Source organism: Mesorhizobium sp. BR-1-1-10 (assembly GCF_020165595.1).
Lineage (GTDB): Bacteria > Pseudomonadota > Alphaproteobacteria > Rhizobiales > Rhizobiaceae > Mesorhizobium > Mesorhizobium australicum.
In genome coordinates, this window is the sequence record NZ_JAIUIL010000010.1 from 55,065 (window position 1) to 76,349 (window position 21,285).

Sequence of the window (21,285 nt, forward strand, 5' to 3'; positions counted from 1 at the left end):
AAGTCACTTTGGTTTCGCGCATGATCCTTTCCGAAACCCGATTCCGATTTCGGGGTCATGCGCCAGGTGCAAGGAGTTGTTTCGTGCGCACCCCGGCAAGACCGCCGCTGGATGGCCTGAAGAAAAGGCTCGATCAAAGCCGGGCCGAGCGCGCACGCATGCCGCGCGACGGTTTTTTGCGTGAAACCTTCGTGCTGCCGCGTTCGGACGCGCGCCTCAAGGCCAAGGAGTGGTTCGAGCGTTTCCCCAAGCAGGCCTACTGGACCGAGATCGAAAGCTGGTTCGAACGCCCGGGCGATCTGATCGAGTTCACGATAAGGCGGCTGCCAGCCGCGGATTAGCGCTCGGCCAGCAGGCGCCTCGCGCCCGTTCCCTCCCTTGCCAGCCGATCCCCCTTATTGCGAAGCGGGCATTTGTCGATCGACATGCAGCCGCAGCCTATGCAGTCGGTCAAGCCGTCGCGCAGCTTCCTTAGCTGGCTGATTTTCTGGTCGAGGCTATCGCGCCAAGCCGTTGAAAGCAGATTCCAATCCTCGCGCGTCGGCGTGCGGCCTTCAGGTAATGATTCAAGCGCGGCACCGATTTCCGCCAGCGAGATTCCGACCTCCTGGGCAATCCGGATGATGGCCACCCGGCGCAGCACGTCACGGCCGTAGCGCCGCTGGTTGCCTGCCGTACGATGGCTGCGGATCAGACCGCGGGCCTCGTAGAAATGCAGTGCCGACACAGCCACGCCGCTGCGCGCGGCCACCTGGCCGACCGTCAATTCCGTTACCGGCGCCATTTTCGCACTTTCCGCTTGACCTCAAGTTAAGTTGAGCTTGTAGCCAAGAAAGCCTGACTGTGCAAACCAAAGGAGAAGGCGGATGTGCGCCTGGGCAAAAATCACCGCTGACGGCGCTGCCGGCGATCCCCTATCGGAGTTGCCGGACGGCTTCGCCCGCCACCATGGCGACGGAAAGGGCGACGTTGATGCTGCGCGCACCGGGCTGCATCGGGATGGTCAGCCGCGCATCCGCCGCCTGATGGACTGGATCCGGCACGCCCGCGGATTCGCGACCGAACAGGAGGATGTCGCGGTCGGTGAAGCTGAAGTCGGTGTAGGGGGTCGTAGCCTTGGTCGACAGCAGCACCATGCGATCCGCGCGGGCCTTGCGCCACTCCTCGAAGGCGTCCCAGTCGACATGCCGGGTCAGGGCAGCCATTTCGAGGTAGTCCATGCCGGCGCGCTTGAGCGCTTTGTCGGAGAGCGGAAAGCCGGCCGGCTCAATGATGTCGACGCCGAGGCCGAGGCAAGCGGCGAAGCGCAGGATTGTCCCGGTATTGCCGGCAATGTCAGGCTGGTAGAGCGCGATGCGGAGACCAGGGTTCACTTCCGCGTCCTTCTAATAAGTGGCAGATCGGCCACAGCAGCTTCCTGGTTTTGGAAATTCCTGGACCTGCGGGTGGCCATTTTTTTCGAAGTCGGGTATATGACCGGCATTGTCAACCCGAACCGATGGAGGGGTAATTCATGGTGGCCATGTACATCCAGCGCCCCACCTGTGGGCTTATTTGCGCCCTGGCGGTTTCGGTACGACGTTTCTCCTGATCTTTTAGACACTTCCGCACCGATTTCCGCCGAAACCATACCCTGGTCTTCGAAGGAAACCCGCGATGTTTTTCAAGCTGCCGAAGGGGCCGATGGCCCCGTCCCAACGCGTTCCGACTGATCCGCCGCCGATCCCGCGGCACGACGTCGATCATCCTTTTTATCTCTATTTCAACACGGAGGACGGACCGATGTTCGATCCCTACAGAATACCGGGCTCGAGGAGCCTGCAACACCCGAAGGTGGTGGCTTGGGCGCTGTTGATCGGCGACACCTATTCGTCGGCGGTTCATGCCGAAGTACGCCGGCGTCCACATCGCGGCATGCTGCCGGATGTCGATTTCTCGCGCGCGGTACCCGATCCGAGCCGTCCGTCGCTGGTGCGCCGGATCATCCGGCTGATCCGGCCAGGCGCGAAAAACCGGACTGGTGGCGCCATGTCGTCAGGATCGACAAAGGTGGCTGTCGGCGAAAAGCCGGCGAACCCCTATATAGCGCGAAGCAGGGCCGACGCTCCGGATGATTCCGGAGCGTCGGCCCTCGATGCCATGCGGTCCGAGGACTTCGTACGCCGCCAAGCCGCGTAAGCGGAAAACAGATCTCACAGGCGTGACCTATGTTGTTGTTTAGCTGGTTTGAAAGAAAGCTCGATCCGTTCCCGGCCGCGGAACCGGTCGAGCCGCCCAAGACGCTTGTTGCCTTCTGCCTGCATTATACGCGCGGGGCATGGCCCTATATTCTTGTCGATGCGGTGCTGGTCGCGGCCATCGCCATCGCGGAAGTGTGGATGTTCGGCTTCCTCGGCCGCATCGTCGACTGGCTGTCGGGGCAGAACCGCGAAACCTTCCTGCAGACGGAGGGCTGGAAACTCGCCGGCATGGCCTTCATCGTATTGTTTGCGCTGCCCGGCACGGTCTGGCTGCATTCCCTGCTCAACCAGCAGACGCTGATGGGCAATTACCCCATGCGCATCCGCTGGCAGGTGCACCGCTACCTGCTCAAGCAATCGATGAGCTTCTACCAGGACGAGTTCGCCGGCCGCATCGCCACCAAGCTGATGCAGACCGCGCTTGCCGTGCGCGAATGCGTCATCAAGGTGATCGACGTCCTGAACTACGTCGTCGTCTATTTCCTCGGCATGCTGTTGATCGTCGGTTCGGCCGACTGGCGGCTGGCCGCGCCGCTCGGCGTCTGGATGGTCGGCTACATCCTGCTGCTGCGCTTCTTCATCCCGCGCCTGGGCAAGGTCGGCGAGGAGCAGGCCAATGCGCGCTCGACCATGACCGGTCGCGTCGTCGACAGCTACACCAACATCCAGACGGTCAAGCTGTTTTCCCATTCACGCCGCGAGGCCGCCTTCGCCAGGGAAGGCATGATGGGCTTCCTCGACACGGTCTACCGGTCGATGCGGCTGGTGACACTGCTGTTCGGCTCGCTCTACATACTGAACGCGCTGCTGCTGTTCTCGGTCACCGCCATCTCGCTGTGGCTGTGGATGGGGCAAGTGGTGACGATCGGTGCGGTCGCGGTGGTCATCGGCCTGGTGCTCCGGATGTGGGGCATGTCGCAGTGGATCATGTGGGAAATGTCGAGCCTGTTCGAGAATATCGGCACGGTGCAGGACGGCATTGCCTCGATTTCGTTGCCGCGCCTTGTCGAGGACAGGCCGGATGCCAAGGAGATCATCGTTTCCAAAGGCGATATCCGCTTCGAGGATATCCGCTTCCATTACGGCAAGCAGAAGGGCGTCATCGAAAACCTGTCGCTGGCGGTGAAGCCGGGCGAGAAGGTCGGCATTGTCGGCCGCTCGGGCGCCGGCAAGTCGACGCTGGTCAATCTCCTCCTGCGCTTCTACGACCTGGAAAGCGGCCGGATCCTGATCGACGGCCAGGAGATCGCCGGCATGAAACAGGATTCGCTGCGCGCCCAGATCGGGATGGTCACGCAGGACACCTCGCTGCTGCATCGTTCGGTGCGGGAGAACATCCTCTACGGCCGGCCCGATGCCACCGACGAGATGCTGCTCGAGGCGGCGCGGCGGGCCGAGGCGATGGATTTCATATCAGGACTTTCGGACCATCATGGACGCAAGGGGTTCGACGCCTATGTAGGCGACCGCGGCGTCAAACTGTCCGGCGGTCAGCGGCAACGCATCGCCATTGCTCGCGTTATGTTGAAGGATGCGCCCATACTTATCCTTGACGAGGCGACGTCGGCGCTCGATTCCGAGGCGGAAGCCGCCATCCAGGAGAACCTCTACAAGCTCATGCAAGGCAAGACCGTCATCGCCATCGCGCACCGGCTGTCGACCATCGCGGCGATGGACAGGCTCGTCGTGATGGACCAGGGTCGCGTCATCGAGGAGGGCTCGCACGAGGAACTGGTCGCCAGAGGCGGGCTCTACGCGCAACTCTGGCAGCGCCAGTCGGGTGGGTTCCTGCTCGATGACGTCCCAGTCGAAGCCGCCAATGACGCAATAGCAAAGGGGCAAGCCGCAGAATGATGGCCGCCGCATGATGACAGCCGTCTACCGCTGGTTCGAGACCTGGGTCTACCCGTTCAGGGAGCCGGCGAATCTTCGGCCACCGGCCAGCGTTACGGGCTTCCTCTGGCACTATGTCGGGCAAGCGAAGTTCGCCTTCTTCGCGATGCTGGTCATCGGCGGCATCGCGCCGCTGGTCGAGGCCGGCCTGTTCTATTTCGTCGGACGGCTGGTCGATATTCTCGACCAATTGCCCGGCGAACGGAGCTGGCACGCGCTGTGGACTGCCGCCGGCCCCGAACTGGTGTTCATGGTCGCGGTGGTGCTGATCATCCGCACCGTGGTCGTCGCCTTGTCGGCGCTGGTCGACGAACAGACGATCACGCCCGGCTTCTACAATCTGGTGCGTTGGCAGGCGCACCGGCACGTCTCGCGCCAATCCTACGCCTTCTTCCAGAACGATTTTGCCGGCCGCATCGCGACGAAAGTCTGGCAAGCCGGGCAGGCGACGGGCGACCTGATGGAAAGCTTCATCGAGGTCGTCTGGTTCATGGTCGTCTATACGGTGACGACGCTGGCGCTGGTCGCCGGGCTTGACCTCAGGCTGGCGGCACTCGTGGTGGTCTGGATCACCGCCTTCGGCTTTCTGGCGAAGCGCTATTTGCCGGCAATCCGCAAGCACGCCGAAGCGACGGCGGAGGCGGGCTCCATGATCAATGGCCGCATTGTCGATTCCTACTCCAACGTGCAGACGCTGAAACTGTTCGCGGCCGACGGCGACGATCGCTACATCAGGAACGGCTTCGACATCTATCTCGACGCATTGCGGCCCTTCACCCGCCGCTTGACCGGCGTGCGCATGGCGCTGACGACGCTGTCGGGCATCATGATCACGGCGATCGGCTGCTTTGCCGTTTATCTCTGGGTCGAGGGCTCGATCACGGTCGGGGCGGTCGCTTTCACGCTCAGCCTGGTGCTGCGGCTCAACATGCTGCTCGGCCGGCTGATGATGCAGATGAACGGCATCTTGCGGAATCTCGGCGTGCTGGAGAACTCCAAGGCGCTGATCTCGCAGCCGCTCGGCCTGACCGATGCACCGGACGCCGGGGAACTGGTCGTGGCGGGTGGGCGCATCGACGTAAAAAATGTCGAGTTCCACTACGGCAAGGGGTTTGGGGTGCTGAACGGCATCAACCTTATCGTCAAGCCGGGTGAGAAGGTCGGGCTGGTCGGGCCTTCGGGCGCCGGCAAGACGACGCTGGCGAACCTTATCCTGCGCCTCTACGATCTCGAAAGCGGCCAGATCACCATCGATGGCCAGGACGTCTCTGGTGTAACGCAGGATTCGTTGCGCGCCAATATCGGCGTCGTCAGCCAAGATACGGCCCTGTTCCACCGTTCGCTGCGTGACAACATCAAGCTCGGCATGCCCGACGCAACCGACGCGCAGGTCATCGCGGCGGCGAAAAAAGCCGAGGCCCATGAATTCATCCTGACCTTGCGCGACAACAGGGACCGCCAGGGCTACGAAGCCTTTGTCGGCGAGCGCGGCGTGAAACTGTCGGGCGGTCAGCGCCAGCGCGTGGCGATCGCCCGCGTCTTCCTCAAGGACGCGCCGGTCCTGATCCTCGACGAGGCGACGTCGGCGCTCGATTCCGACATCGAGGCGGCGATCCAGGAGAATCTGACGCGGCTGATGGAGAACAAGACCGTGATCGCGATTGCCCACCGGCTGTCGACGATCGCGGCACTTGACCGCCTGGTGGTGCTCGACGGCGGCCGCATCGTCGAGCAAGGCACGCATGACGAGCTGGTGGCGCTCGACGGGCTTTATGCCCGGCTGTGGAAGCGCCAGTCCGGCGGGTTCCTCTATCACGAGGAAAGCGTGCTGGAAGAGACGCGGCCGGCGGAGTAGGTGCATGGGTGGATCGCCAGAGCTCAGTCCGGAGATCGGCCCAGAGATCGGCTACACGCTCAAGCGTTTGCGGCCAACCGTGGCGGCTTTCGACGCGTTGAAGGAAGAGAGCCGGCTGGAAGGCTACTGGATGCTGGTGCGTCTGGGCGATGGCTGGGCAAGCGGCCGCAACAAGTTCCTGAAGCGGGGCGAGGCGCTGTTCGGAGCCTGGCATGGCGCCGAACTCGCCGGTGTCTGCGGGCTGAACATCGATCCCTATTTCGAGGGCAGGGACCACGGCCGGGTCCGCCACCTGTTCGTCAGCGCGCGTCACCGTCGCGCCGGCCTTGGCCGAACGCTGGTCGAGATCGTGATCGACCGAGCCCGCCAGTATTTCACCGTGTTGAACACCCGCGCGCCGCCGGAAGCCTTCGCTTTCTATGAACGGCTTGGTTTTCAGCGCGTGGAGGGCGAAGAATTCGTCACCCATCGCATGGTGTTCGGGAAAGGGAACTGAAATGTCCTTGCGTCCGCCGTCCCATCTTGCCGGCACGTCGGCCGCCGACGCGGCCTTCGACGCGCTTGGCCATGAAATCCTGGCAGAGAAGGCGGCGGCGCTCGGGCGGGCCGGCCAGCGCGTCGAAGAAACCTTGGCGCGGTTGCGCGATAACGGGGACGATGGGTTGCGCCCCCGTCTGCTCAAGGAGGCTGCCGTGGCCGTTCACGCCTATTTCATCCAGCGCGAACTGTGCGGCCTTCGCAAGCATGACGCCGTGATCCGCGAATACAATATCCCCAAGGCGGTTCTAGTGAGGCTGGGCGCCGCGTAAAATCAGTTTTTAGGAATCACTCCAGCCATTCGGTGATGAAGCTGCCGTTTTCGTGAATGTCGGTCGTTTCCAGCGGACCGGGACCGAGATTGGTGAACTTGTGCGGCGTGTTGGGCGGCACGATCAGGATCTGCCCCGCCGAAGCCTCGATTTCCTGGTCACCGACCGTGAAGAGGCCGGTTCCCTGGCGGATGATGAAGATCTCCGCATAGGGATGGGCGTGCAGCCGCGGGCCGCCGCCGACGTCGGGCAGGTGATTGAAGATCAGGCAGGAGTTTGAGCCGTAGGCACCGCACTGCAGTTCGCCCTTCCAGTGGTCGGAACGAACAGCCCATTGCTCGCGATCGATGACGTGCGCCATGCGAAGGAGGATAGATCACACCGGCGCCCTGTGTCGAGGCAAGCCGGAGCCTTGGATTTTGCTGATATTTCCCGGTTGTTTAGCCGCCCTTTGCAGCCATTCGCCGTCCCGCCGGACACGAGGGGATTTTGTCCCCGCGACAATCTGCCCTTGTGCCTTCACCCGTCTGGACAAAAACGGGCTTCACGCATAAACCGAAGTCCAAATGCCGGAGGAATTCGCTAGCCTGTTCGCCATGCGCTGTCGGGTTGGCGTGATTGAGCGGGGAACAAGGCTCGGCCACCGGCGCGGAAGAGGCGAAAGGATCAGGCACCCGTGAGCGCAACCGACATCCACGATCCCAATCGTCGAGATTTTCTCTACGTCGCCACCGGCATGGCCGCCGTGGTCGGCGCCGGTGCCGTGGCCTGGCCGTTCATCGACCAGATGCGCCCCGACGCCTCGACGCTGGCGCTCGCTTCGGTTGAGGTCGATGTCTCCTCGCTGGCGCCTGGCAGCTCGCTGATCGTCAAGTGGCGCGGCAAGCCGGTCGTGGTGCGCAACCGGACCGAGAAGGAAATGAAGGACGGAGAGGCCGTCAGCCTCTCCGATCTCAAGGATCCGATTGCCCGCAACGCCAATTTGCCGTCCGATGCGCCGGCGACCGACGCCAACCGCACCACGCCAGGCAAGGAAGCCTGGATGGTGATGGTTCAGGTCTGCACCCATCTGGGCTGCATCCCGCTCGGCCAGGAAGGCGATTTCGGCGGCTGGTTCTGCCCGTGCCACGGTTCGCAATACGACACGGCCGGCCGCATCCGCAAAGGCCCGGCGCCGGAGAACATGGCGATTCCGGTATTCAAATTCGTTTCCGACACCAAACTCCTTATCGGTTGAGGCAGGGGATATTTCGATGAGCGAGGGACACTCGACCTACACGCCGAAGACCGGTATCGAACGCTGGTTCGACGCCCGCATGCCGCTGCCCAGGATGGTCTATGACAGCTTCATCGCCTATCCGGTGCCGCGCAACCTGAACTATATGTGGACCTTCGGCGGCATCCTGGCGATCATGCTGGTGGCGCAGATCCTGACCGGCATCGTGCTGGCCATGCACTATACGGCCGACACCAATCTCGCCTTCGGTTCGGTCGAAAAGATCATGCGCGACGTGAATTCCGGATGGTTGCTGCGCTACATGCACGCCAACGGCGCCTCGTTCTTCTTTATCGCCGTCTATTTGCACATCTTCCGCGGCCTCTATTACGGCTCCTACAAGGCGCCGCGCGAGCTGCTGTGGATCCTCGGCTGCATCATCTACCTCCTGATGATGGCGACCGGTTTCATGGGCTATGTGCTGCCATGGGGGCAGATGAGCTTCTGGGGCGCCACTGTCATCACCGGCTTCTTCAGCGCCATTCCTCTGGTTGGCGACTGGATCCAGCAGCTCCTGCTCGGCGGCTTCGCCGTCGACAATCCGACGCTGAACCGCTTCTTCGCCCTGCATTACCTGCTGCCGTTCATGATTGCCGGCGTCGTCGTTCTGCATGTCTGGGCGCTGCATGTCGTCGGCCAGTCGAACCCGACCGGCATCGAGGTCAAGTCGAAGACAGATACCGTGGCCTTCACGCCCTACGCGACCATCAAGGACGCGTTCGGCATGATCGTGTTCCTGTTCGTCTTCGCCTACTTCGTCTTCTACCTGCCGAACTATCTCGGCCATCCGGACAACTACACGGTCGCCAACCCGCTTAAGACGCCGGCCCATATCGTCCCGGAATGGTACTTCCTGCCGTTCTACGCAATCCTGCGCGCCATCACGTTCAACATCGGGCCGATCAATTCCAAACTCGGCGGCGTGCTGTGCATGTTCGGCGCCATCGTCATGCTGTTCCTGGTGCCGTGGCTCGACACCTCCAAGGTGCGCTCGGCGGTCTACCGGCCCTGGTACAAGCTGTTTTTCTGGCTGTTCGTGGCCGATGCCATCCTGCTGGGCTGGCTGGGCTCGCAGCCGGCGGAAGGCAGCTATGTGTTCATGGCGCAGATGGCGACGCTGTTCTACTTCGCCTTCTTCCTGATCGCGCTGCCGGTGCTCGGCTTGATCGAGACACCCCGCAGGCTGCCGAACTCGATCACCGAGGCGGTGCTCGAAAAGAACAAGGGTGGCAGCGGGCATCCGGCGGGCGCCACGGCAGCACCTGAGACCAAGGGCTGAGCGGTAGAGAATCTAAGGGGATTTGGCATGAAAAAGATTCTCACCTCGCTTGCGCTGGTCGGCCTCGTGGCCGCCGGCACCGGAGTTGCAGGCACTTGGGCGTTCGCGGCCGAAGAGGCGCACAACGCGGCGGCACCGACGCATTTCCCGATCAACGAGCCGAAGGAAATGAGCTGGAGCTTCACCGGCCCGTTCGGCACCTATGACAAGGCGCAGTTGCAGCGCGGGCTGAAGGTCTACAAGGAAGTCTGCTCGGCCTGCCATTCGATGAACCTGGTGGCGTTCCGCACGCTTTCGGACCTCGGTTACAGCGACGCGCAGATCAAGACGCTGTCAGCCGAATACACAATCCATGATGGCCCCAACGATGCCGGCGACATGTTCGACCGTCCCGGCAAGCCGTCCGACCATTTCCCGGCCCCATTCGCCAATGAGGAAGCCGCCGCTGCCTCCAATGGCGGTGCGGCGCCGCCGGATATGTCGTTGCTGGCCAAGGCGCGCGGCGTCGAGCGCGGCTTCCCGCAGTTCGTCTTCGATATCTTCACCCAGTATGATGCCGGTGGTCCCGACTACATCCATTCGCTCTTGACCGGCTACGACCAGACCCCGCCCGCCGGCATGGTCATCCCCGAAGGCACACACTACAACCCGTACTTCATGTCCGGCGTGTCGCTGAAGATGCCCAAGCCGCTCTCCGACGGCCAGGTCACCTATGACGACGGTTCGCCGCAGACCATCGACCAGTATTCCCGCGACGTGGCTGCCTTCCTGACATGGGCTGCCGAGCCGCACATGGAAGACCGCAAGAAGATGGGCTTCCGCGTGCTGGTGTTCCTGCTTCTGTTCGGCGCCCTGGTCTACCTGACCAAGCGCAAGGTGTGGGAAGCCGTCGCGCACTAGGCCTGTTGATCTTCAGGTGAGGCCGGTCTGCAAACGATGGCTTCCTGCGCTTCCGGTGCTCACGTACTTCAAGTACGCTCCGCTCCGGTTCTCGGAAACCATCGTTTTCGATTCGGCCTGACCTGAATCTCAAAGGCCCTGGGCCGTTCAGTGTACAACATGGGGCGCCGCGAGGTGCCCTTTCTGCTTTTTGAGTGGATTGCGCCTCCACGTCTCGGCGGTGTCACATGGCCGTCACCACACATCGCGATCCTGCGGCGCTCTCATCAAAGGATCACGCCCATGAAAAGATACGCATCGCTTGCGGCAGGCCTGCTGCTGCTCGTCGTAGGTTCCGCGGCCCGCGCCGAAGACGCAAAACCATTCATCACCAACAAGGATGTCGACCTGACGATGATCCTGCCGCCGCCGCCGGCCAATGATTCGGCTGAGACCAAGGCCGAGCTTGGCGAAGTGCTGACCATGCAGGTCACGCGCACACCCGAGATGGAAGCCCGCGCCATCGCCGACGCCGAGGAAAACGTCTGGCGTTTCGCCGATGTCATGGGGCCGAATTTCAACAAGGACAAGCTGCCGAAATTCAGCGCCTTCTTCGATCGCGTGGTGGAGACCGAAGGCGCCGTCGTCGATCCGGCCAAGGATGTCTGGAAGCGCCCGCGTCCGCACCAGCTCAGCGATCTCGTCAAGCCGGTGGTCAAGCTGTCGAGCTCCGGTTCCTGGCCGTCCGGCCATGCGACCGTCGGCACGATGATGGGCATCATCCTGTCCGACATGGTTCCGGAAAGGCGTGCTGAGATCATGGCGCGCGCGGCTGAGTTCGCCCACAACCGCATCGTCGGCGGCATCCACTATCCGTCCGACGTCGAGATGGGCAAGATTTCCGGCAGCGTCATCGCCGCCGTCCTGCTCAACCGGGATGACTTCAAGGCCGAGTACGACGTGGCCAGGGCGGAGCTTCGTTCCGATCTCGGCATGTAGGATTTGGCCGATAGCCATCCGTTCGAGCGGGGCGCCTTCGGGCGCCCCTTTTTCGTGGCTGCGCCCAACAGGAGGAAAATCGCCTGGTGGTTGCTCCCAGCCCGTAGTCAATTCCTTTGCCGGATGCGCTTGTCTCGGTCGCCACATCGCGCTAGCCGTTGTCGGTCGCGCCGGGTTACGATCGGCCCCGCGCCGTTTCACTTTGTCAGCCGGATCATTCGGAGCCGCTTCATGAAACCTTCTCTCGAAGACACGCTGCTGGCCTCGATCCGTACCATCCCGGACTATCCCAAGCCCGGCATCCTGTTTCGCGACATCACCACGCTGCTCGGCAATGCGCGCGCCTTCCGCCGCGCCATCGACGAGCTGGTGCATCCCTATGCCGGGCAGAAGATCGACAAGATCGCCGGCATCGAAGCGCGCGGCTTCATCCTGGGCGGCGCCGTTGCTCACCAGCTCTCGGCCGGCTTCGTGCCGATCCGCAAGAAGGGCAAGCTGCCTTATGAGACCGTGCGCGTCGCCTACAGCCTGGAATACGGGCTGGACGAGATGGAGATGCACAAGGACGGCGTCGCGCCCGGCGAGAAGGTGATCCTGGTCGACGATCTGATCGCCACCGGCGGCACGGCTGAAGCGGCGGTCAAGCTGCTGCGCCAGATCGGCGCCGACATTCTCGCCGCCTGTTTCGTCATCGACCTGCCGGATTTGGGCGGGCGCGCCAAGCTCGAAGCGCTCGGCGTGCCGGTGCGAACGCTGATCGGGTTCGAGGGGGTTTGAGACCGGTTTGCCGAAGGCAAATTGAAAGGTCCAGTGGACCTTTCAAAGATCTCGAACGCCCGGAGCGATAGCGAAGGGCAGGGAGGCAACACGATAACCAGCGCGGGTGCCGCCCTCATCCGCCCTTCGGCCACGCCGTAAACGGGGCGAAGGAAGAAACTACTCCACCTTCACCAGCACCGCGCTTTCGAACTCCAGCACCTTGCCGCCGGTCGAATCAGTGGCCTCGCAGAGCAGCGCCAGCAACCGCCAGCCGGGGCGGGACGCGATGGGGCGGTGGGACAGCGCCGTGCGCGTGAAGGTGATGGTTTGCCCGGCAAAGACGGGCTTCAGCCACTTCAGGTTCTTGAATCCGGGCGAGGGGCCGAATTCGGGCACCGGGCCGTCCCAGCCTTCGGCGTCCAGGCGGCTCTCCAGGTTCAGCTTCATCCAGGTGGCGGCGGTATGCCAGCCGGAGGCGCAGAGGCCGCCGAGCACGCTCTTCTTCGCGGCCTCTTCGTCGATGTGAAAGATCTGCGGGTCGTATTTGCGGGCGAACGCCTTGATCGCCTCGGGCTCGAATCTGTGCGAGCCCAGCGTCACCGTGGTGCCGATGCGGAAGAATTCGTCGAGCGTCATGCCGCATTCCCCGCGTCGCGCGTCAGGAACATGACGGAGTTCTCGAGCTCGAAGACGCTTTCGCCGCGCTGGTTGACCAGTTCGCTGCGCATGGTCACGAAGCCGAGTTGCGGCTTCGATTTCGACAGGCGCCTGGCCAGAACCACCAGGCTGCCCCGCAGCGTATCGCCGGCGAGCACCGGCTTCTTCCATTTGACCTGATCGACTCCTGGTGCGCCCTGGCAGGTGGAGTCCAGCAGGAAGGCATCGGACAGCATGCGCATGAACATGGCGCAGGTGTGCCAGCCTGAAGCCGAGAGGCCGCCCAGGATACTCGCCTTGCCGGCCTCCTCGTCGAGATGCATCGGCTGGGCATCGAACTCGCTGGCGAACTCGATGATTTCGGCCGCGCTCACCTGTTTGGTGCCGAGATCGAACGAGATCCCCTCGACGAAGTCCTCATAGGCCCATGTCTTGCCGGTCATGGTCTGGCATCCCTGCAGAACGCGCGATCCGTATGGATCGGCAAACCCGGATGCAGGCCGCGGGCGATTTGGTCAAGCCCTTTCTGGTGAGCCAGCCGGCGCGATCGGGCCCGCGGCGGCCGTAGGGGCCAGCCGCGGCGCCTCCGATCGCCTAGCGGGCGTTCGGCAGGATCTGGTGCAGGACAATCGCCCAGACGGCGCCGAAGGCTATGGATGAGCCCAGAATGTACTGCACGATATCGGGCAGCGTCTTGACGAAATCCGGCGGTACCAGCGTGGCGAACAGCGCCATCAGGATGGGCAGGCCGATGACCAGCATGTTGCGTTCGGTCAGCGGCGTCCCGCGCACCACCCGAAAACCGTTCATGGCGATGACGACGCAAAGCACTCCGAAGACGCCGCCGATCACCGGCCCCGGGATTGAGGCGATGACCGCCGAAAGCTTGCCGATCAGCCCGAACAGCACCAGGAAGATGCCGGCCGCCCCGAAGGCGGCACGGCTGGCGATGCCGGTGATGGCGATGATGCCGGCGTTGGACGAATAGCCGGTGACCGGCGTGCTGCACAGCAGCGCGCTGATCAGGCAGCCAAGGCCTTCGCCCGTGGCGCCCCGGTCGAGCTGCTCGTCCGAGAGCGGCTTGTCGATGACGGCACCGACCGCGAACCAGGTGCCGGTGGTTTCGGCCAGGACGACGATGTAGACGATCAGCATGGTCAGCGTCGCCGACCAGGAGAAGGTGACGTCGAGATTGAGGAAGGCGATGCGCGGCATGGAAAACCAGGTCGCGGCGGAAACGCCCGTCATGTCGAGCTGGCCCATGAAGGCGGCGGCCACGCTGCCAGCCACAAGCGCGATGATCACGGACAGCAGGCGCAGCCATGCGCCTTTCGCGCCAAGCGCCATGCCGGTCAGCATGCAGCCGACAAGCACCGCCGCGGCGACGAAGGCGAGGACGATGTTGCCGCCGACGGTGGCGGTGCCGTGGACGGCGAAGACGCTCTCCTTCAGTGCCACCGGCATCAGCGCGACGCCGACGACGATGATGATGGCGCCGCCGACGATGGACGGCACGAAGCGGTTGACGAGGCGGTGGAAGAGCTTTGTGGGCGATCCCAGAAGCATGACCAGTATGGCGCCCGGAATGAGTGCGCCGATCACGGCCGACAGGCCCGGCAGGCCGCCGCCGGCGCCAAAGGCAATCGCCAGCACCGCGCCGATCGGGACGAAGGACGGTCCCTGGACGACGGGCAGCCGCATCAGCAACTGCGACTGGATCAGGGTTGCGATGCCTGCCGCCACGAAGGCCGACTGGATGAAGGCGCCAGCGTCGCCGACGCTGAAGGCAAGCACCGACGCGATGATGAACGGCACGATATAGACGTCCATCGCCAGCACGTGCTGGAGGCCGAGCAGGGCGGCCTTGCCCAGGGGCAACGGATCGTCCGGCTGGGCGATCAAACTGATTTCTGGCGCAACGCGTTCCATGATGTCCCCTCTGGAAATCCCCGGCCGATCATGGGATCAGTCGGCGGCAAAGGACAGCGGCGGAAATGTTTGCCAACTGTTTTCTTCTAGGCCACGCATTGGCAGCCCCGCCCGCCAGCAGCACTGGAGCGACGATATGACGGCAGATCCTTTCATGCTGCTCGGCACCGCCTTCCATACGCCTGAGCGCGGCAGGCTGGAGGTGCTGGAGGAGCATCTGTTCTGCGTCGATGCACAGGGGCGCATCGCCGAGATCCTGGCGCCTGGCCACCCGGAATACACGGCCACGATAAGCGATGCCCGCCGGGCGGGCAGGCTGGTGGAACTTGGCGAGGGGCAGTTCCTGCTGCCGGGGCTCGTCGACCTGCACATCCATGCGCCGCAATGGCCGCAGATGGGCAAGGCGCTGGACGTGCCGCTCGAAGTCTGGCTGCGGAAATACACTTTTCCGCTCGAGGCCCGCTATGCGGATTTGGACTATGCTCGCGCGGTCTATGCTGATCTGGTCGACAATCTGCTCGCCAACGGCACCACCACCGCGCTCTATTTCGCCACCGTCCATGTCTCGGGGAGCGTGGCGCTCGCCGAGACATGTCTTGAGAAAGGCCAGCGTGCCCTGGTCGGCAAGGTGGTGATGGACGACCCCGAACAGTGTCCGCCCTTCTATCGCGATGCCGATGCGGCAAGCGCTGTTTCGGATACCAGGCGCTTCATCGAGGCCGTCATGTCATTGGATCCGGGCGAGAGGCCGCTTGTCCAGCCGGTGATCACGCCGCGCTTCATTCCAAGCTGCACCGACGCGGCCTTGCAGGGGCTGGGCGAACTCGCGGAAGAGTTCGGGTGCCACGTGCAGACCCATTGCTCCGAAAGCGATTGGGCAAAGCAGTTCGTGGAAGCGCGCTTCGGCCAAACGGATGCGGCAAGCCTCGATGGTTTCGGCCTGCTCACCCGTCATACGATCCTGGCGCATTCGAACTTCATCGATGGGCAGGACATGGACCTGATCAAGGAGAAGGGCGCCGGCGTCGCTCATTGCCCGCTGTCCAACGTCTACTTCGCCAATGCAGTGTTTCCGCTTCGCGAGGCGCTCGACCGGCACATGCATGTCGGGCTCGGCACCGATATTTCAGGCGGCTACAGCCCATCGCTGTTCGACGGTTGCCGGAACGCGCTGTCGGCCTCGAGAACATTGCAGAGCGGCGTGCATGCCGGCCTGCCGGCAAAGGAGCGCGGCGCGCCCGGCGAGCCGATCACGCATCAGGAAGCGTTCTGGCTGGCGACTGCGGGAGGCGCGGAAGCGCTCGACCTGCCGACAGGCAGTTTTCGCGTCGGACACGAATTCGACGCCCTGCTGATCGACACCGAAGCAAGCGCCTCGAACATCCATGTCAACGGCGCCGACGATACGCTCGACGACGTCTTTCAGAAGATCGTGCTCAATGCGGCACGGGCCAATATTGCCACTGTTTGGGTCGGAGGCCGGGCGGTGGTCGGCTATAGCTAAGCTACGCTCACTTGTAGTGGCCTCGCCTGCGCGAATAAACATGGCCCTGTGCCGACGTCGGCAGCGCCTGCGAGCATGGAATACGACAGCCCGTTTTTGTCTTTCGCAACGGGCGCTATACGAGATCGTCAACCGAGACATTGAGGGCGGCGGCGATGCGCTTGATCGTGTCGAAGCTACCGTCGCGGGTGCCTGTCTCGATCTGCGAGAGATAGCCTGCGCTGATCTCAGTCTTTTCAGCGAGGTCGCGAGCCGAAATCCCGCGATGCTCGCGCCAGACGCGGATCTTATTCTCGCCGTCCAGGATGCGGTTGACGACGGCGGCCGGAATAAGCTCCTCCTCGCCGGCAGCGATCTTTTGCTTGATCTGATCGTAGGTTTGAATGTCGGCCACGTCCTCCGCCGCTTCAACAAGGCTCTCGTAATCAGCGAGTGGCAGAATAGCCATACGGTCGCCATTCGGCGTGGTAATGATGGTGGGCTTGTTCATGTCCTCATCCCTCGTAGATGCTACCGCGCGGTCCGATCTCCAGAATGTCCATTACCGTGCCTTCCTGATCGAAGATAACACGGTAGTCCCCGACCCTAAGCCTGAAGCCTGGCCGGCCTTTCAGCCGTTTGACATTTTTCGCCAAGCTGGCCGGTTCGGCTGCATATTGGCCGATTTTAGCAGTGATCAGCCGAGCCGTGTTGGCGGGCATCCGCGCGCAAGCTAGAAATTTGCGTTAGCAAATAATGGGACATGGCTTTCATCGGTCTCCACCGGGTGCTGATCGGGGTAAGGCGACTTATGGTCTTCAATACCCCCGCGAGAGCTCTGCGGCAGGGATGGTGCTGTCCGACTGACGGTTGGGTCGCTCCGCCGCGACCTCCTCAGGTATTGAACTTGAACAGCATGATGTCGCCGTCCTGGACGACGTACTCCTTGCCTTCGTCGCGTGCCTTGCCGGCTTCCTTGGCCGCCACTTCGCCGCCCAGCGTGACGAAGTCGTTGTAGGCGATGGTCTGGGCGCGGATGAAGCCGCGCTCGAAATCGGTGTGGATGACGCCGGCCGCCTGCGGCGCCTTGGCGCCCTTGTGCACGGTCCAGGCGCGCGTCTCCTTCGGTCCAACGGTGAAATAGGTGATGAGCTGCAACAATTCGTAGCCGGCACGGATCACCTTGTTCAGGCCGGGCTCGTCGAGGCCGAGCGAGGACAGGAATTCCATCTCTTCCTCGTCGGAGAGCTGCGCAACCTCGGCTTCGATCGCGGCCGAAATGACGACAGTGCGGGCGCCCTGCGCTGCGGCCATCTGCTCCACGGCCCTGGTGTGCTCGTTGCCGGTGGCCGCGTCCGCCTCGGCGACGTTGCAGACGTAGAGCACGGGATGTGAGGTCAGAAGGTTCAAGCCCTGCAAAATGTGCAGATCTTCCGCCGAGATGCCGTCGAGCAGGATGCGGGTCGGCTTGCCTGCCTGCAGCAGCTCGAGCGCGGCCTCCATCATAGGCAGCACGGTCGTCGCTTCCTTGTCCTTGCTGCCGGCGCGCTTGCGGAACTGGACGATGCGGCGCTCGAGGCTGTCGAGGTCGGCGAGCATCAGTTCGGTCTCGACCGTCTCGGCGTCGGCGACGGGGTCGATGCGGCCCTCGACATGGGTGATGTCGTCATCCTCGAAGCAGCGCAGCACATGCACGATGGCGTCGACCTCGCGGATGTTGGCGAGGAACTGGTTGCCCAGGCCTTCGCCCTTGGAGGCGCCGCGCACCAGGCCGGCGATGTCGACAAAGGAGATGCGGGTCGGGATGATCTCCTTCGACTTGCCGATCGCCGCGATCTTCTGCAGGCGCGGATCGGGCACCGCCACCTCGCCGGTGTTCGGTTCGATGGTGCAGAACGGGTAGTTGGCGGCCTGCGCGGCGGCCGTCCTCGTCAGCGCGTTGAAAAGCGTCGACTTGCCGACATTGGGCAAGCCAACGATGCCGCATTTGAAACCCATTTTATCTAGTCCTATCGGGAAAAGCGAAATTTGATGAGGCTATGGGCGATAGGGGTTGGGAACGTCAAGTCCCGTGACGCCGCATGCGCCTACGCCTCAGTCCTTGTTGCCGAAGAGTTTCTTCAGCATGGCGGCCATGGGGCCGCTTTCCGGCAGCTTGGCGACCGGCTGCTGAGGGCGGGCCTGGCGGACATGACTTTGCTGTTTCGGGCTTTGCTGTTTCGGGCTCGACTGCTTCCGCGCCGGGTTTTCCGGTTCGGCGCCGGTCTTGCCCTGGACGGCAAGGGCGGCCTTGTTCATGAAACCGGATTCGTCGCCCTTGACGATCATCGCCGCATTGTCGGCGATCGCGTCGAGCAGCGGGTCGAGCCAGTCGCGGTCGGCCTTGGCGAAATCACCGAGCACATGATGCTGGACCATTTCCTTGACGCCGGGATGGCCGACGCCGATGCGCACACGGCGGTACGCATTGCCGACATGGCCGTCGATCGAGCGGATGCCGTTGTGGCCGCCGGCGCCGCCGCCGGTCTTGATGCGCAGCTTGCCTTCGGCAAGGTCGATCTCGTCGTAGAAGACGGTGAGGGCGGAAAGGTCGAGCTTGTAGAAGCGCAGCGCTTCGCCGACCGACTGGCCGGACAGGTTCATGAAGGTCTGCGGCTTGATCAGGATGATCTTTTCGCCGCCGAGCGTGCCCTCGGAAATCAGGCCCTGGAACTTCTTCGACCAGGGTGAAAAGGAATGGCGGCGGGCGATAGCGTCCGCCGCCATGAAGCCGACATTGTGCCGGTTTTCAGCGTATTTCGCGCCCGGATTGCCGAGGCCGGCAAAGACAAGCGCTGTCTTTTCTGGCATCGTCGCCTCCGGGCGTGAAAAGAGTTACTTCTCTTCGGCGGCGGGAGCCGCTTCGGGAGCCGCGGCCTCAGCTGTCTCTTCGGTCTCCGGCTTCATCGCCGACGAACCGGCAACGGTCGCGATGGTGAAGTCGCGGTCGGAGATGACCGGCTTGACGCCGGCCGGCAGCTTAACCGACGAGATGTGGATCGAATCGCCAATGTCGGCGCCGGTGAGATCGACGGTGATGAATTCCGGGATCGCATTGGCCGGGCAGTGGAACTCGACTTCGTGACGCACGATGTTGAGCACGCCGCCCCGCTTGATGCCGGGTGACTTGTCTTCATTGATGAAGTGCACGGGAACATCGACGTTGACTTCGGTGTCCTTGCCGATGCGCAGGAAGTCGACATGGACAGGGAAATCCTTGACCGGGTCGAGCTGGAAGTCCTTCGGCAGGACCTGGATCTTCTTGCCGTCGACATCGATCGTGGCGATCGTGGTCAGGAACCCGCCGCCATGGATCTTGTAGTAGATGTCCTTGTAGGTGAGCGCGATCGCCAGGGGAGGCTGTCTGTCACCATAAATTACTGCAGGCACTTTACCGTTGCGGCGAACTGCACGGGCGGACCCCTTACCGACCTGTTCGCGCGCTTCGGCCTTGAGCTCGTAAGTATCGTGGCTCATGGCTTTTCCTTTCGCGTGTTATGGAGCGCCTACGGTTGGCAATGTACCAGGCCGTAAACGTCGAAAGCCGCCAGACCTCGATGTCCGAATGCCGGAAACCGCAGCGAGCGGATCTTTGTTCGGGATCACAAGGGGAAGGCAGCCTTCCGCCGCGTTGCCTCCAAGGGTGTCTACGCGGGTGGCGGCTCTATAGCGGAAGGCGGGCAGGCGTGCAAGCGGCGGGTGGGAAGGCCGTTGCTACCGGTCGCCGCTCAACGCGTCGCGCAACGCCTGGACCTGCCGGTTCAGCGTGTCGAGTTCGGCCAGCGTCATGCCCGAGCGTTCGACCAGGGTCGCGTTCAGGCAGTTGCACTGGACGAGCAGCTTGCGGCCGGCCGGTGTCAGGTCGACCTGTACCTGGCGCTCGTCGGTCTGGCTGCGCTGGCGGGTAACCAGGCCGGCCTGCTCCATCCGCTTCACCAGCGGCGTGACCGTGCTCGATTCCAGAGCGAGCCTGTGCGCGATCGTGCCGACAGACATGCCGTCGGCCTCTCCCAGCGCGTTGAGCACGAGATATTGCGGATAGGTGATCCCCATCTCGTCCAACATCGGCTTGTAGGTGCGATTGATCGCCATGCTGGTGGCGTAGAGCGTGAAGCAGAGCTGATTGTCCAGCGGGAGAGGCACGGTGGATTCCTTTGCCGATTAAGCGCACGCATTATGTACCACGGAAAAAGATATCGCGATACATATTTCCATGGACAAGAACCTCGATCTGGGTTAGCGATATTGATATCGCGATATTGTTTATCGCGACAGCAATAAAACGGAGATTGATATGACTTCGCAGACCAAACCAGGCTCAGGCAGCGGCACGATCACCACCAAGGACGGCACGCAGATCTATTACAAGGACTGGGGAACCGGTCAGCCCATCGTGTTCCATCACGGCTGGCCGCTGAGCAGCGACGACTGGGATGCACAGATGCTGTTCTTCCTGGGCCAAGGCTACCGGGTCATCGCCCACGACCGCCGCGGCCACGGCCGTTCGACGCAGACGGATATCGGCAACGAGATGGACACCTATGCCGCCGATGTGGCTGAACTTGTCGCGCATCTCGATCTCAAGGACGCCATCCATGTCGGCCATTCGACGGGTGGCGGCGAGGTGGCGCGCTATGTCTCCCAGTATGGAGCGGGCGGCCGTGTCGCCAAGGCAGCGTTGCTCGGCGCGGTACCGCCGATCATGCTCAAGACCCCAGCCAATCCCGGCGGCCTGCCGATCGAGGTCTTCGACGGCTTCCGCTCCGGCGTCGCCGCCAACCGCGCGCAGCTATATCTGGATGTTCCCGCTGGCCCGTTCTACGGGTTCAACCGTCCGGGCGCCGTGGTCTCGCAGGGCATTATCGACAACTGGTACCGCCAGGGCATGATGGGCGGCACCAAGGCGCATTACGACTGCATCAAGGCCTTCTCGGAGACCGACTTCACCGAAGACCTCGAGAAGATCGACGTGCCGGTGCTGGTCATGCATGGCGACGACGACCAGATCGTGCCGATCGCCGACTCGGCGCTGCTGAGCATCAAGCTGCTCAAGAAGGGCGAGCTCAAGGTCTACAACGGCTTTCCACACGGCATGGCCACGACCCACGCCGATGTCATCAACGCCGACCTGCTGGCTTTCTTCAAGGCCTGAAGCCCTCCGCCTGAACAGAAAAAGGCATCCGCCATA

The 21,285-nt window shown here is 62.9% G+C and carries 25 protein-coding genes; 13 read left to right on the forward strand and 12 right to left on the reverse strand.

Translation table 11 applies throughout. The features are described 5' to 3' along the window. Nucleotides 1–83: 83 nt before the first annotated feature. A complete protein-coding gene (locus LB555_RS21550) occupies nt 84–341 on the forward strand; it encodes a hypothetical protein (RefSeq protein ID WP_023770299.1) in 258 nt (85 codons plus the stop codon). On the opposite strand, the gene soxR is transcribed toward LB555_RS21550, so the two are convergent. Both soxR and LB555_RS21560 read right to left on the reverse strand, forming a co-directional pair. Next, nucleotides 338–784 (reverse strand): redox-sensitive transcriptional activator SoxR, encoded by a 447-nt coding sequence (gene soxR, locus LB555_RS21555; protein ID WP_140721677.1) that lies wholly within the window; start codon nt 782–784, stop codon nt 338–340. The two genes, LB555_RS21550 and soxR, sit on opposite strands and share 4 nt — an antisense overlap. Before the next feature lie 130 nt (nt 785–914). Further along, a complete protein-coding gene (locus LB555_RS21560; RefSeq protein ID WP_015316066.1) occupies nt 915–1,373 on the reverse strand; it encodes a tRNA (cytidine(34)-2'-O)-methyltransferase in 459 nt (152 codons plus the stop codon). Nucleotides 1,374–1,656: 283 nt separating this feature from the next. On the opposite strand from LB555_RS21560, the gene LB555_RS21565 reads away from it, so the two are divergent. The 5 genes from LB555_RS21565 to LB555_RS21585 are packed head-to-tail and all read left to right on the forward strand — an operon-like array spanning nt 1,657 to nt 6,797. Next, nucleotides 1,657–2,178 (forward strand): hypothetical protein, encoded by a 522-nt coding sequence (locus LB555_RS21565; RefSeq protein WP_224592855.1) that lies wholly within the window; start codon nt 1,657–1,659, stop codon nt 2,176–2,178. A 29-nt stretch (nt 2,179–2,207) separates the two neighbouring features. Then, nucleotides 2,208–4,094 carry an ABC transporter ATP-binding protein gene (locus LB555_RS21570; protein WP_140617682.1) on the forward strand — a complete coding sequence of 629 codons (1,887 nt, stop codon included), beginning with the start codon at nt 2,208–2,210 and terminating at the stop codon, nt 4,092–4,094. A 10-nt stretch (nt 4,095–4,104) separates the two neighbouring features. Further along, on the forward strand, nt 4,105–5,988 hold the full coding sequence (locus LB555_RS21575) for an ABC transporter ATP-binding protein (RefSeq protein WP_224683703.1): 1,884 nt from the start codon (nt 4,105–4,107) through the stop codon (nt 5,986–5,988). A 4-nt stretch (nt 5,989–5,992) separates the two neighbouring features. Next, nucleotides 5,993–6,484 (forward strand): GNAT family N-acetyltransferase, encoded by a 492-nt coding sequence (locus tag LB555_RS21580; RefSeq protein ID WP_224683704.1) that lies wholly within the window; start codon nt 5,993–5,995, stop codon nt 6,482–6,484. 1 nt (nt 6,485) lies between these two features. After that, nucleotides 6,486–6,797: a DUF6665 family protein gene (locus tag LB555_RS21585; RefSeq protein ID WP_140793087.1), complete on the forward strand. Its 312-nt coding sequence runs from the start codon at nt 6,486–6,488 to the stop codon at nt 6,795–6,797. A gap of 16 nt (nt 6,798–6,813) precedes the next feature. On the opposite strand, the gene LB555_RS21590 is transcribed toward LB555_RS21585, so the two are convergent. Then, nucleotides 6,814–7,158, reverse strand: coding sequence for a cupin domain-containing protein (locus LB555_RS21590; protein ID WP_140617686.1), 345 nt, complete (start codon nt 7,156–7,158; stop codon nt 6,814–6,816). Nucleotides 7,159–7,473: 315 nt separating this feature from the next. On the opposite strand from LB555_RS21590, the gene petA reads away from it, so the two are divergent. From petA to LB555_RS21615, 5 genes are all read left to right on the forward strand, one after another. Next, entirely contained in the window at nt 7,474–8,034 is a 561-nt protein-coding gene (petA, locus tag LB555_RS21595) for a ubiquinol-cytochrome c reductase iron-sulfur subunit (RefSeq protein WP_140617687.1), read from the forward strand. Nucleotides 8,035–8,050: 16 nt separating this feature from the next. Beyond that, a complete protein-coding gene (locus LB555_RS21600; RefSeq protein WP_015316074.1) occupies nt 8,051–9,352 on the forward strand; it encodes a cytochrome b in 1,302 nt (433 codons plus the stop codon). Between the two features lie 27 nt (nt 9,353–9,379). Beyond that, nucleotides 9,380–10,252, forward strand: a complete 873-nt coding sequence (locus tag LB555_RS21605) for a cytochrome c1 (protein WP_015316075.1) — start codon at nt 9,380–9,382, stop codon at nt 10,250–10,252. A 282-nt stretch (nt 10,253–10,534) separates the two neighbouring features. After that, on the forward strand, nt 10,535–11,230 hold the full coding sequence (locus LB555_RS21610; RefSeq protein ID WP_015316076.1) for an acid phosphatase: 696 nt from the start codon (nt 10,535–10,537) through the stop codon (nt 11,228–11,230). 231 nt (nt 11,231–11,461) lie between these two features. Next, a complete protein-coding gene (locus tag LB555_RS21615) occupies nt 11,462–12,007 on the forward strand; it encodes an adenine phosphoribosyltransferase (RefSeq protein ID WP_015316077.1) in 546 nt (181 codons plus the stop codon). Nucleotides 12,008–12,166: 159 nt separating this feature from the next. Here LB555_RS21615 and LB555_RS21620 read toward each other — a convergent pair whose 3' ends face one another. The 3 genes from LB555_RS21620 to LB555_RS21630 all read right to left on the reverse strand — a co-directional run bounded on the left by LB555_RS21620 (nt 12,167) and on the right by LB555_RS21630 (nt 14,575). After that, entirely contained in the window at nt 12,167–12,625 is a 459-nt protein-coding gene (locus LB555_RS21620) for a MaoC family dehydratase (protein ID WP_015316078.1), read from the reverse strand. Further along, nucleotides 12,622–13,089 (reverse strand): MaoC family dehydratase, encoded by a 468-nt coding sequence (locus LB555_RS21625; RefSeq protein WP_224683705.1) that lies wholly within the window; start codon nt 13,087–13,089, stop codon nt 12,622–12,624. The genes LB555_RS21620 and LB555_RS21625 overlap by 4 nt, the downstream gene beginning before the upstream one ends. Nucleotides 13,090–13,240: 151 nt before the next feature. After that, nucleotides 13,241–14,575, reverse strand: coding sequence for a uracil-xanthine permease family protein (locus LB555_RS21630; RefSeq protein WP_224683706.1), 1,335 nt, complete (start codon nt 14,573–14,575; stop codon nt 13,241–13,243). Between the two features lie 136 nt (nt 14,576–14,711). On the opposite strand from LB555_RS21630, the gene guaD reads away from it, so the two are divergent. After that, complete coding sequence (gene guaD, locus LB555_RS21635) at nt 14,712–16,079, forward strand: guanine deaminase (RefSeq protein ID WP_224683707.1); 1,368 nt, start codon at nt 14,712–14,714, stop codon at nt 16,077–16,079. 115 nt (nt 16,080–16,194) lie between these two features. Here the strand turns inward: guaD and LB555_RS21640 are convergent, their stop codons facing one another. The 6 genes from LB555_RS21640 to LB555_RS21665 form a co-directional block, all read right to left on the reverse strand. After that, a complete protein-coding gene (locus LB555_RS21640) occupies nt 16,195–16,569 on the reverse strand; it encodes a helix-turn-helix domain-containing protein (RefSeq protein WP_141906199.1) in 375 nt (124 codons plus the stop codon). A 4-nt stretch (nt 16,570–16,573) separates the two neighbouring features. Continuing rightward, the gene (locus LB555_RS21645; protein WP_224683708.1) at nt 16,574–16,780 is read right to left on the reverse strand and encodes a type II toxin-antitoxin system RelE family toxin; all 207 of its coding nucleotides are present in this window, start codon (nt 16,778–16,780) and stop codon (nt 16,574–16,576) included. A gap of 172 nt (nt 16,781–16,952) precedes the next feature. Continuing rightward, the gene (gene ychF / locus LB555_RS21650; protein WP_015316083.1) at nt 16,953–18,056 is read right to left on the reverse strand and encodes a redox-regulated ATPase YchF; all 1,104 of its coding nucleotides are present in this window, start codon (nt 18,054–18,056) and stop codon (nt 16,953–16,955) included. A 96-nt stretch (nt 18,057–18,152) separates the two neighbouring features. Further along, entirely contained in the window at nt 18,153–18,908 is a 756-nt protein-coding gene (pth, locus tag LB555_RS21655) for an aminoacyl-tRNA hydrolase (RefSeq protein WP_140665084.1), read from the reverse strand. 24 nt (nt 18,909–18,932) lie between these two features. Further along, nucleotides 18,933–19,574: a 50S ribosomal protein L25/general stress protein Ctc gene (locus LB555_RS21660; protein WP_015316085.1), complete on the reverse strand. Its 642-nt coding sequence runs from the start codon at nt 19,572–19,574 to the stop codon at nt 18,933–18,935. A 237-nt stretch (nt 19,575–19,811) separates the two neighbouring features. Further along, a complete protein-coding gene (locus LB555_RS21665; RefSeq protein WP_140617695.1) occupies nt 19,812–20,240 on the reverse strand; it encodes a MarR family winged helix-turn-helix transcriptional regulator in 429 nt (142 codons plus the stop codon). A gap of 151 nt (nt 20,241–20,391) precedes the next feature. On the opposite strand from LB555_RS21665, the gene LB555_RS21670 reads away from it, so the two are divergent. Beyond that, nucleotides 20,392–21,249 (forward strand): alpha/beta fold hydrolase, encoded by an 858-nt coding sequence (locus tag LB555_RS21670; protein WP_224683709.1) that lies wholly within the window; start codon nt 20,392–20,394, stop codon nt 21,247–21,249. The last annotated feature ends 36 nt before the right edge of the window (nt 21,250–21,285 follow it).

What these genes read in the sequence shown, in the direction of transcription:
- soxR (WP_140721677.1), bottom strand. Translation starts at nt 784, where the DNA reads ATGGCGCCGGTAACGGAATTGACGGTCGGCCAGGTGGCCGCGCGCAGC.
- LB555_RS21565 (WP_224592855.1), top strand. Translation starts at nt 1,657, where the DNA reads ATGTTTTTCAAGCTGCCGAAGGGGCCGATGGCCCCGTCCCAACGCGTT.
- LB555_RS21570 (WP_140617682.1), top strand. Translation starts at nt 2,208, where the DNA reads ATGTTGTTGTTTAGCTGGTTTGAAAGAAAGCTCGATCCGTTCCCGGCC.
- LB555_RS21575 (WP_224683703.1), top strand. Translation starts at nt 4,105, where the DNA reads ATGATGACAGCCGTCTACCGCTGGTTCGAGACCTGGGTCTACCCGTTC.
- LB555_RS21580 (WP_224683704.1), top strand. Translation starts at nt 5,993, where the DNA reads ATGGGTGGATCGCCAGAGCTCAGTCCGGAGATCGGCCCAGAGATCGGC.
- LB555_RS21585 (WP_140793087.1), top strand. Translation starts at nt 6,486, where the DNA reads ATGTCCTTGCGTCCGCCGTCCCATCTTGCCGGCACGTCGGCCGCCGAC.
- LB555_RS21590 (WP_140617686.1), bottom strand. Translation starts at nt 7,158, where the DNA reads ATGGCGCACGTCATCGATCGCGAGCAATGGGCTGTTCGTTCCGACCAC.
- LB555_RS21600 (WP_015316074.1), top strand. Translation starts at nt 8,051, where the DNA reads ATGAGCGAGGGACACTCGACCTACACGCCGAAGACCGGTATCGAACGC.
- LB555_RS21605 (WP_015316075.1), top strand. Translation starts at nt 9,380, where the DNA reads ATGAAAAAGATTCTCACCTCGCTTGCGCTGGTCGGCCTCGTGGCCGCC.
- LB555_RS21610 (WP_015316076.1), top strand. Translation starts at nt 10,535, where the DNA reads ATGAAAAGATACGCATCGCTTGCGGCAGGCCTGCTGCTGCTCGTCGTA.
- LB555_RS21615 (WP_015316077.1), top strand. Translation starts at nt 11,462, where the DNA reads ATGAAACCTTCTCTCGAAGACACGCTGCTGGCCTCGATCCGTACCATC.
- LB555_RS21620 (WP_015316078.1), bottom strand. Translation starts at nt 12,625, where the DNA reads ATGACGCTCGACGAATTCTTCCGCATCGGCACCACGGTGACGCTGGGC.
- LB555_RS21625 (WP_224683705.1), bottom strand. Translation starts at nt 13,089, where the DNA reads ATGACCGGCAAGACATGGGCCTATGAGGACTTCGTCGAGGGGATCTCG.
- LB555_RS21630 (WP_224683706.1), bottom strand. Translation starts at nt 14,575, where the DNA reads ATGGAACGCGTTGCGCCAGAAATCAGTTTGATCGCCCAGCCGGACGAT.
- guaD (WP_224683707.1), top strand. Translation starts at nt 14,712, where the DNA reads ATGACGGCAGATCCTTTCATGCTGCTCGGCACCGCCTTCCATACGCCT.
- LB555_RS21640 (WP_141906199.1), bottom strand. Translation starts at nt 16,569, where the DNA reads ATGAACAAGCCCACCATCATTACCACGCCGAATGGCGACCGTATGGCT.
- LB555_RS21645 (WP_224683708.1), bottom strand. Translation starts at nt 16,780, where the DNA reads ATGCCCGCCAACACGGCTCGGCTGATCACTGCTAAAATCGGCCAATAT.
- ychF (WP_015316083.1), bottom strand. Translation starts at nt 18,056, where the DNA reads ATGGGTTTCAAATGCGGCATCGTTGGCTTGCCCAATGTCGGCAAGTCG.
- pth (WP_140665084.1), bottom strand. Translation starts at nt 18,908, where the DNA reads ATGCCAGAAAAGACAGCGCTTGTCTTTGCCGGCCTCGGCAATCCGGGC.
- LB555_RS21660 (WP_015316085.1), bottom strand. Translation starts at nt 19,574, where the DNA reads ATGAGCCACGATACTTACGAGCTCAAGGCCGAAGCGCGCGAACAGGTC.
- LB555_RS21670 (WP_224683709.1), top strand. Translation starts at nt 20,392, where the DNA reads ATGACTTCGCAGACCAAACCAGGCTCAGGCAGCGGCACGATCACCACC.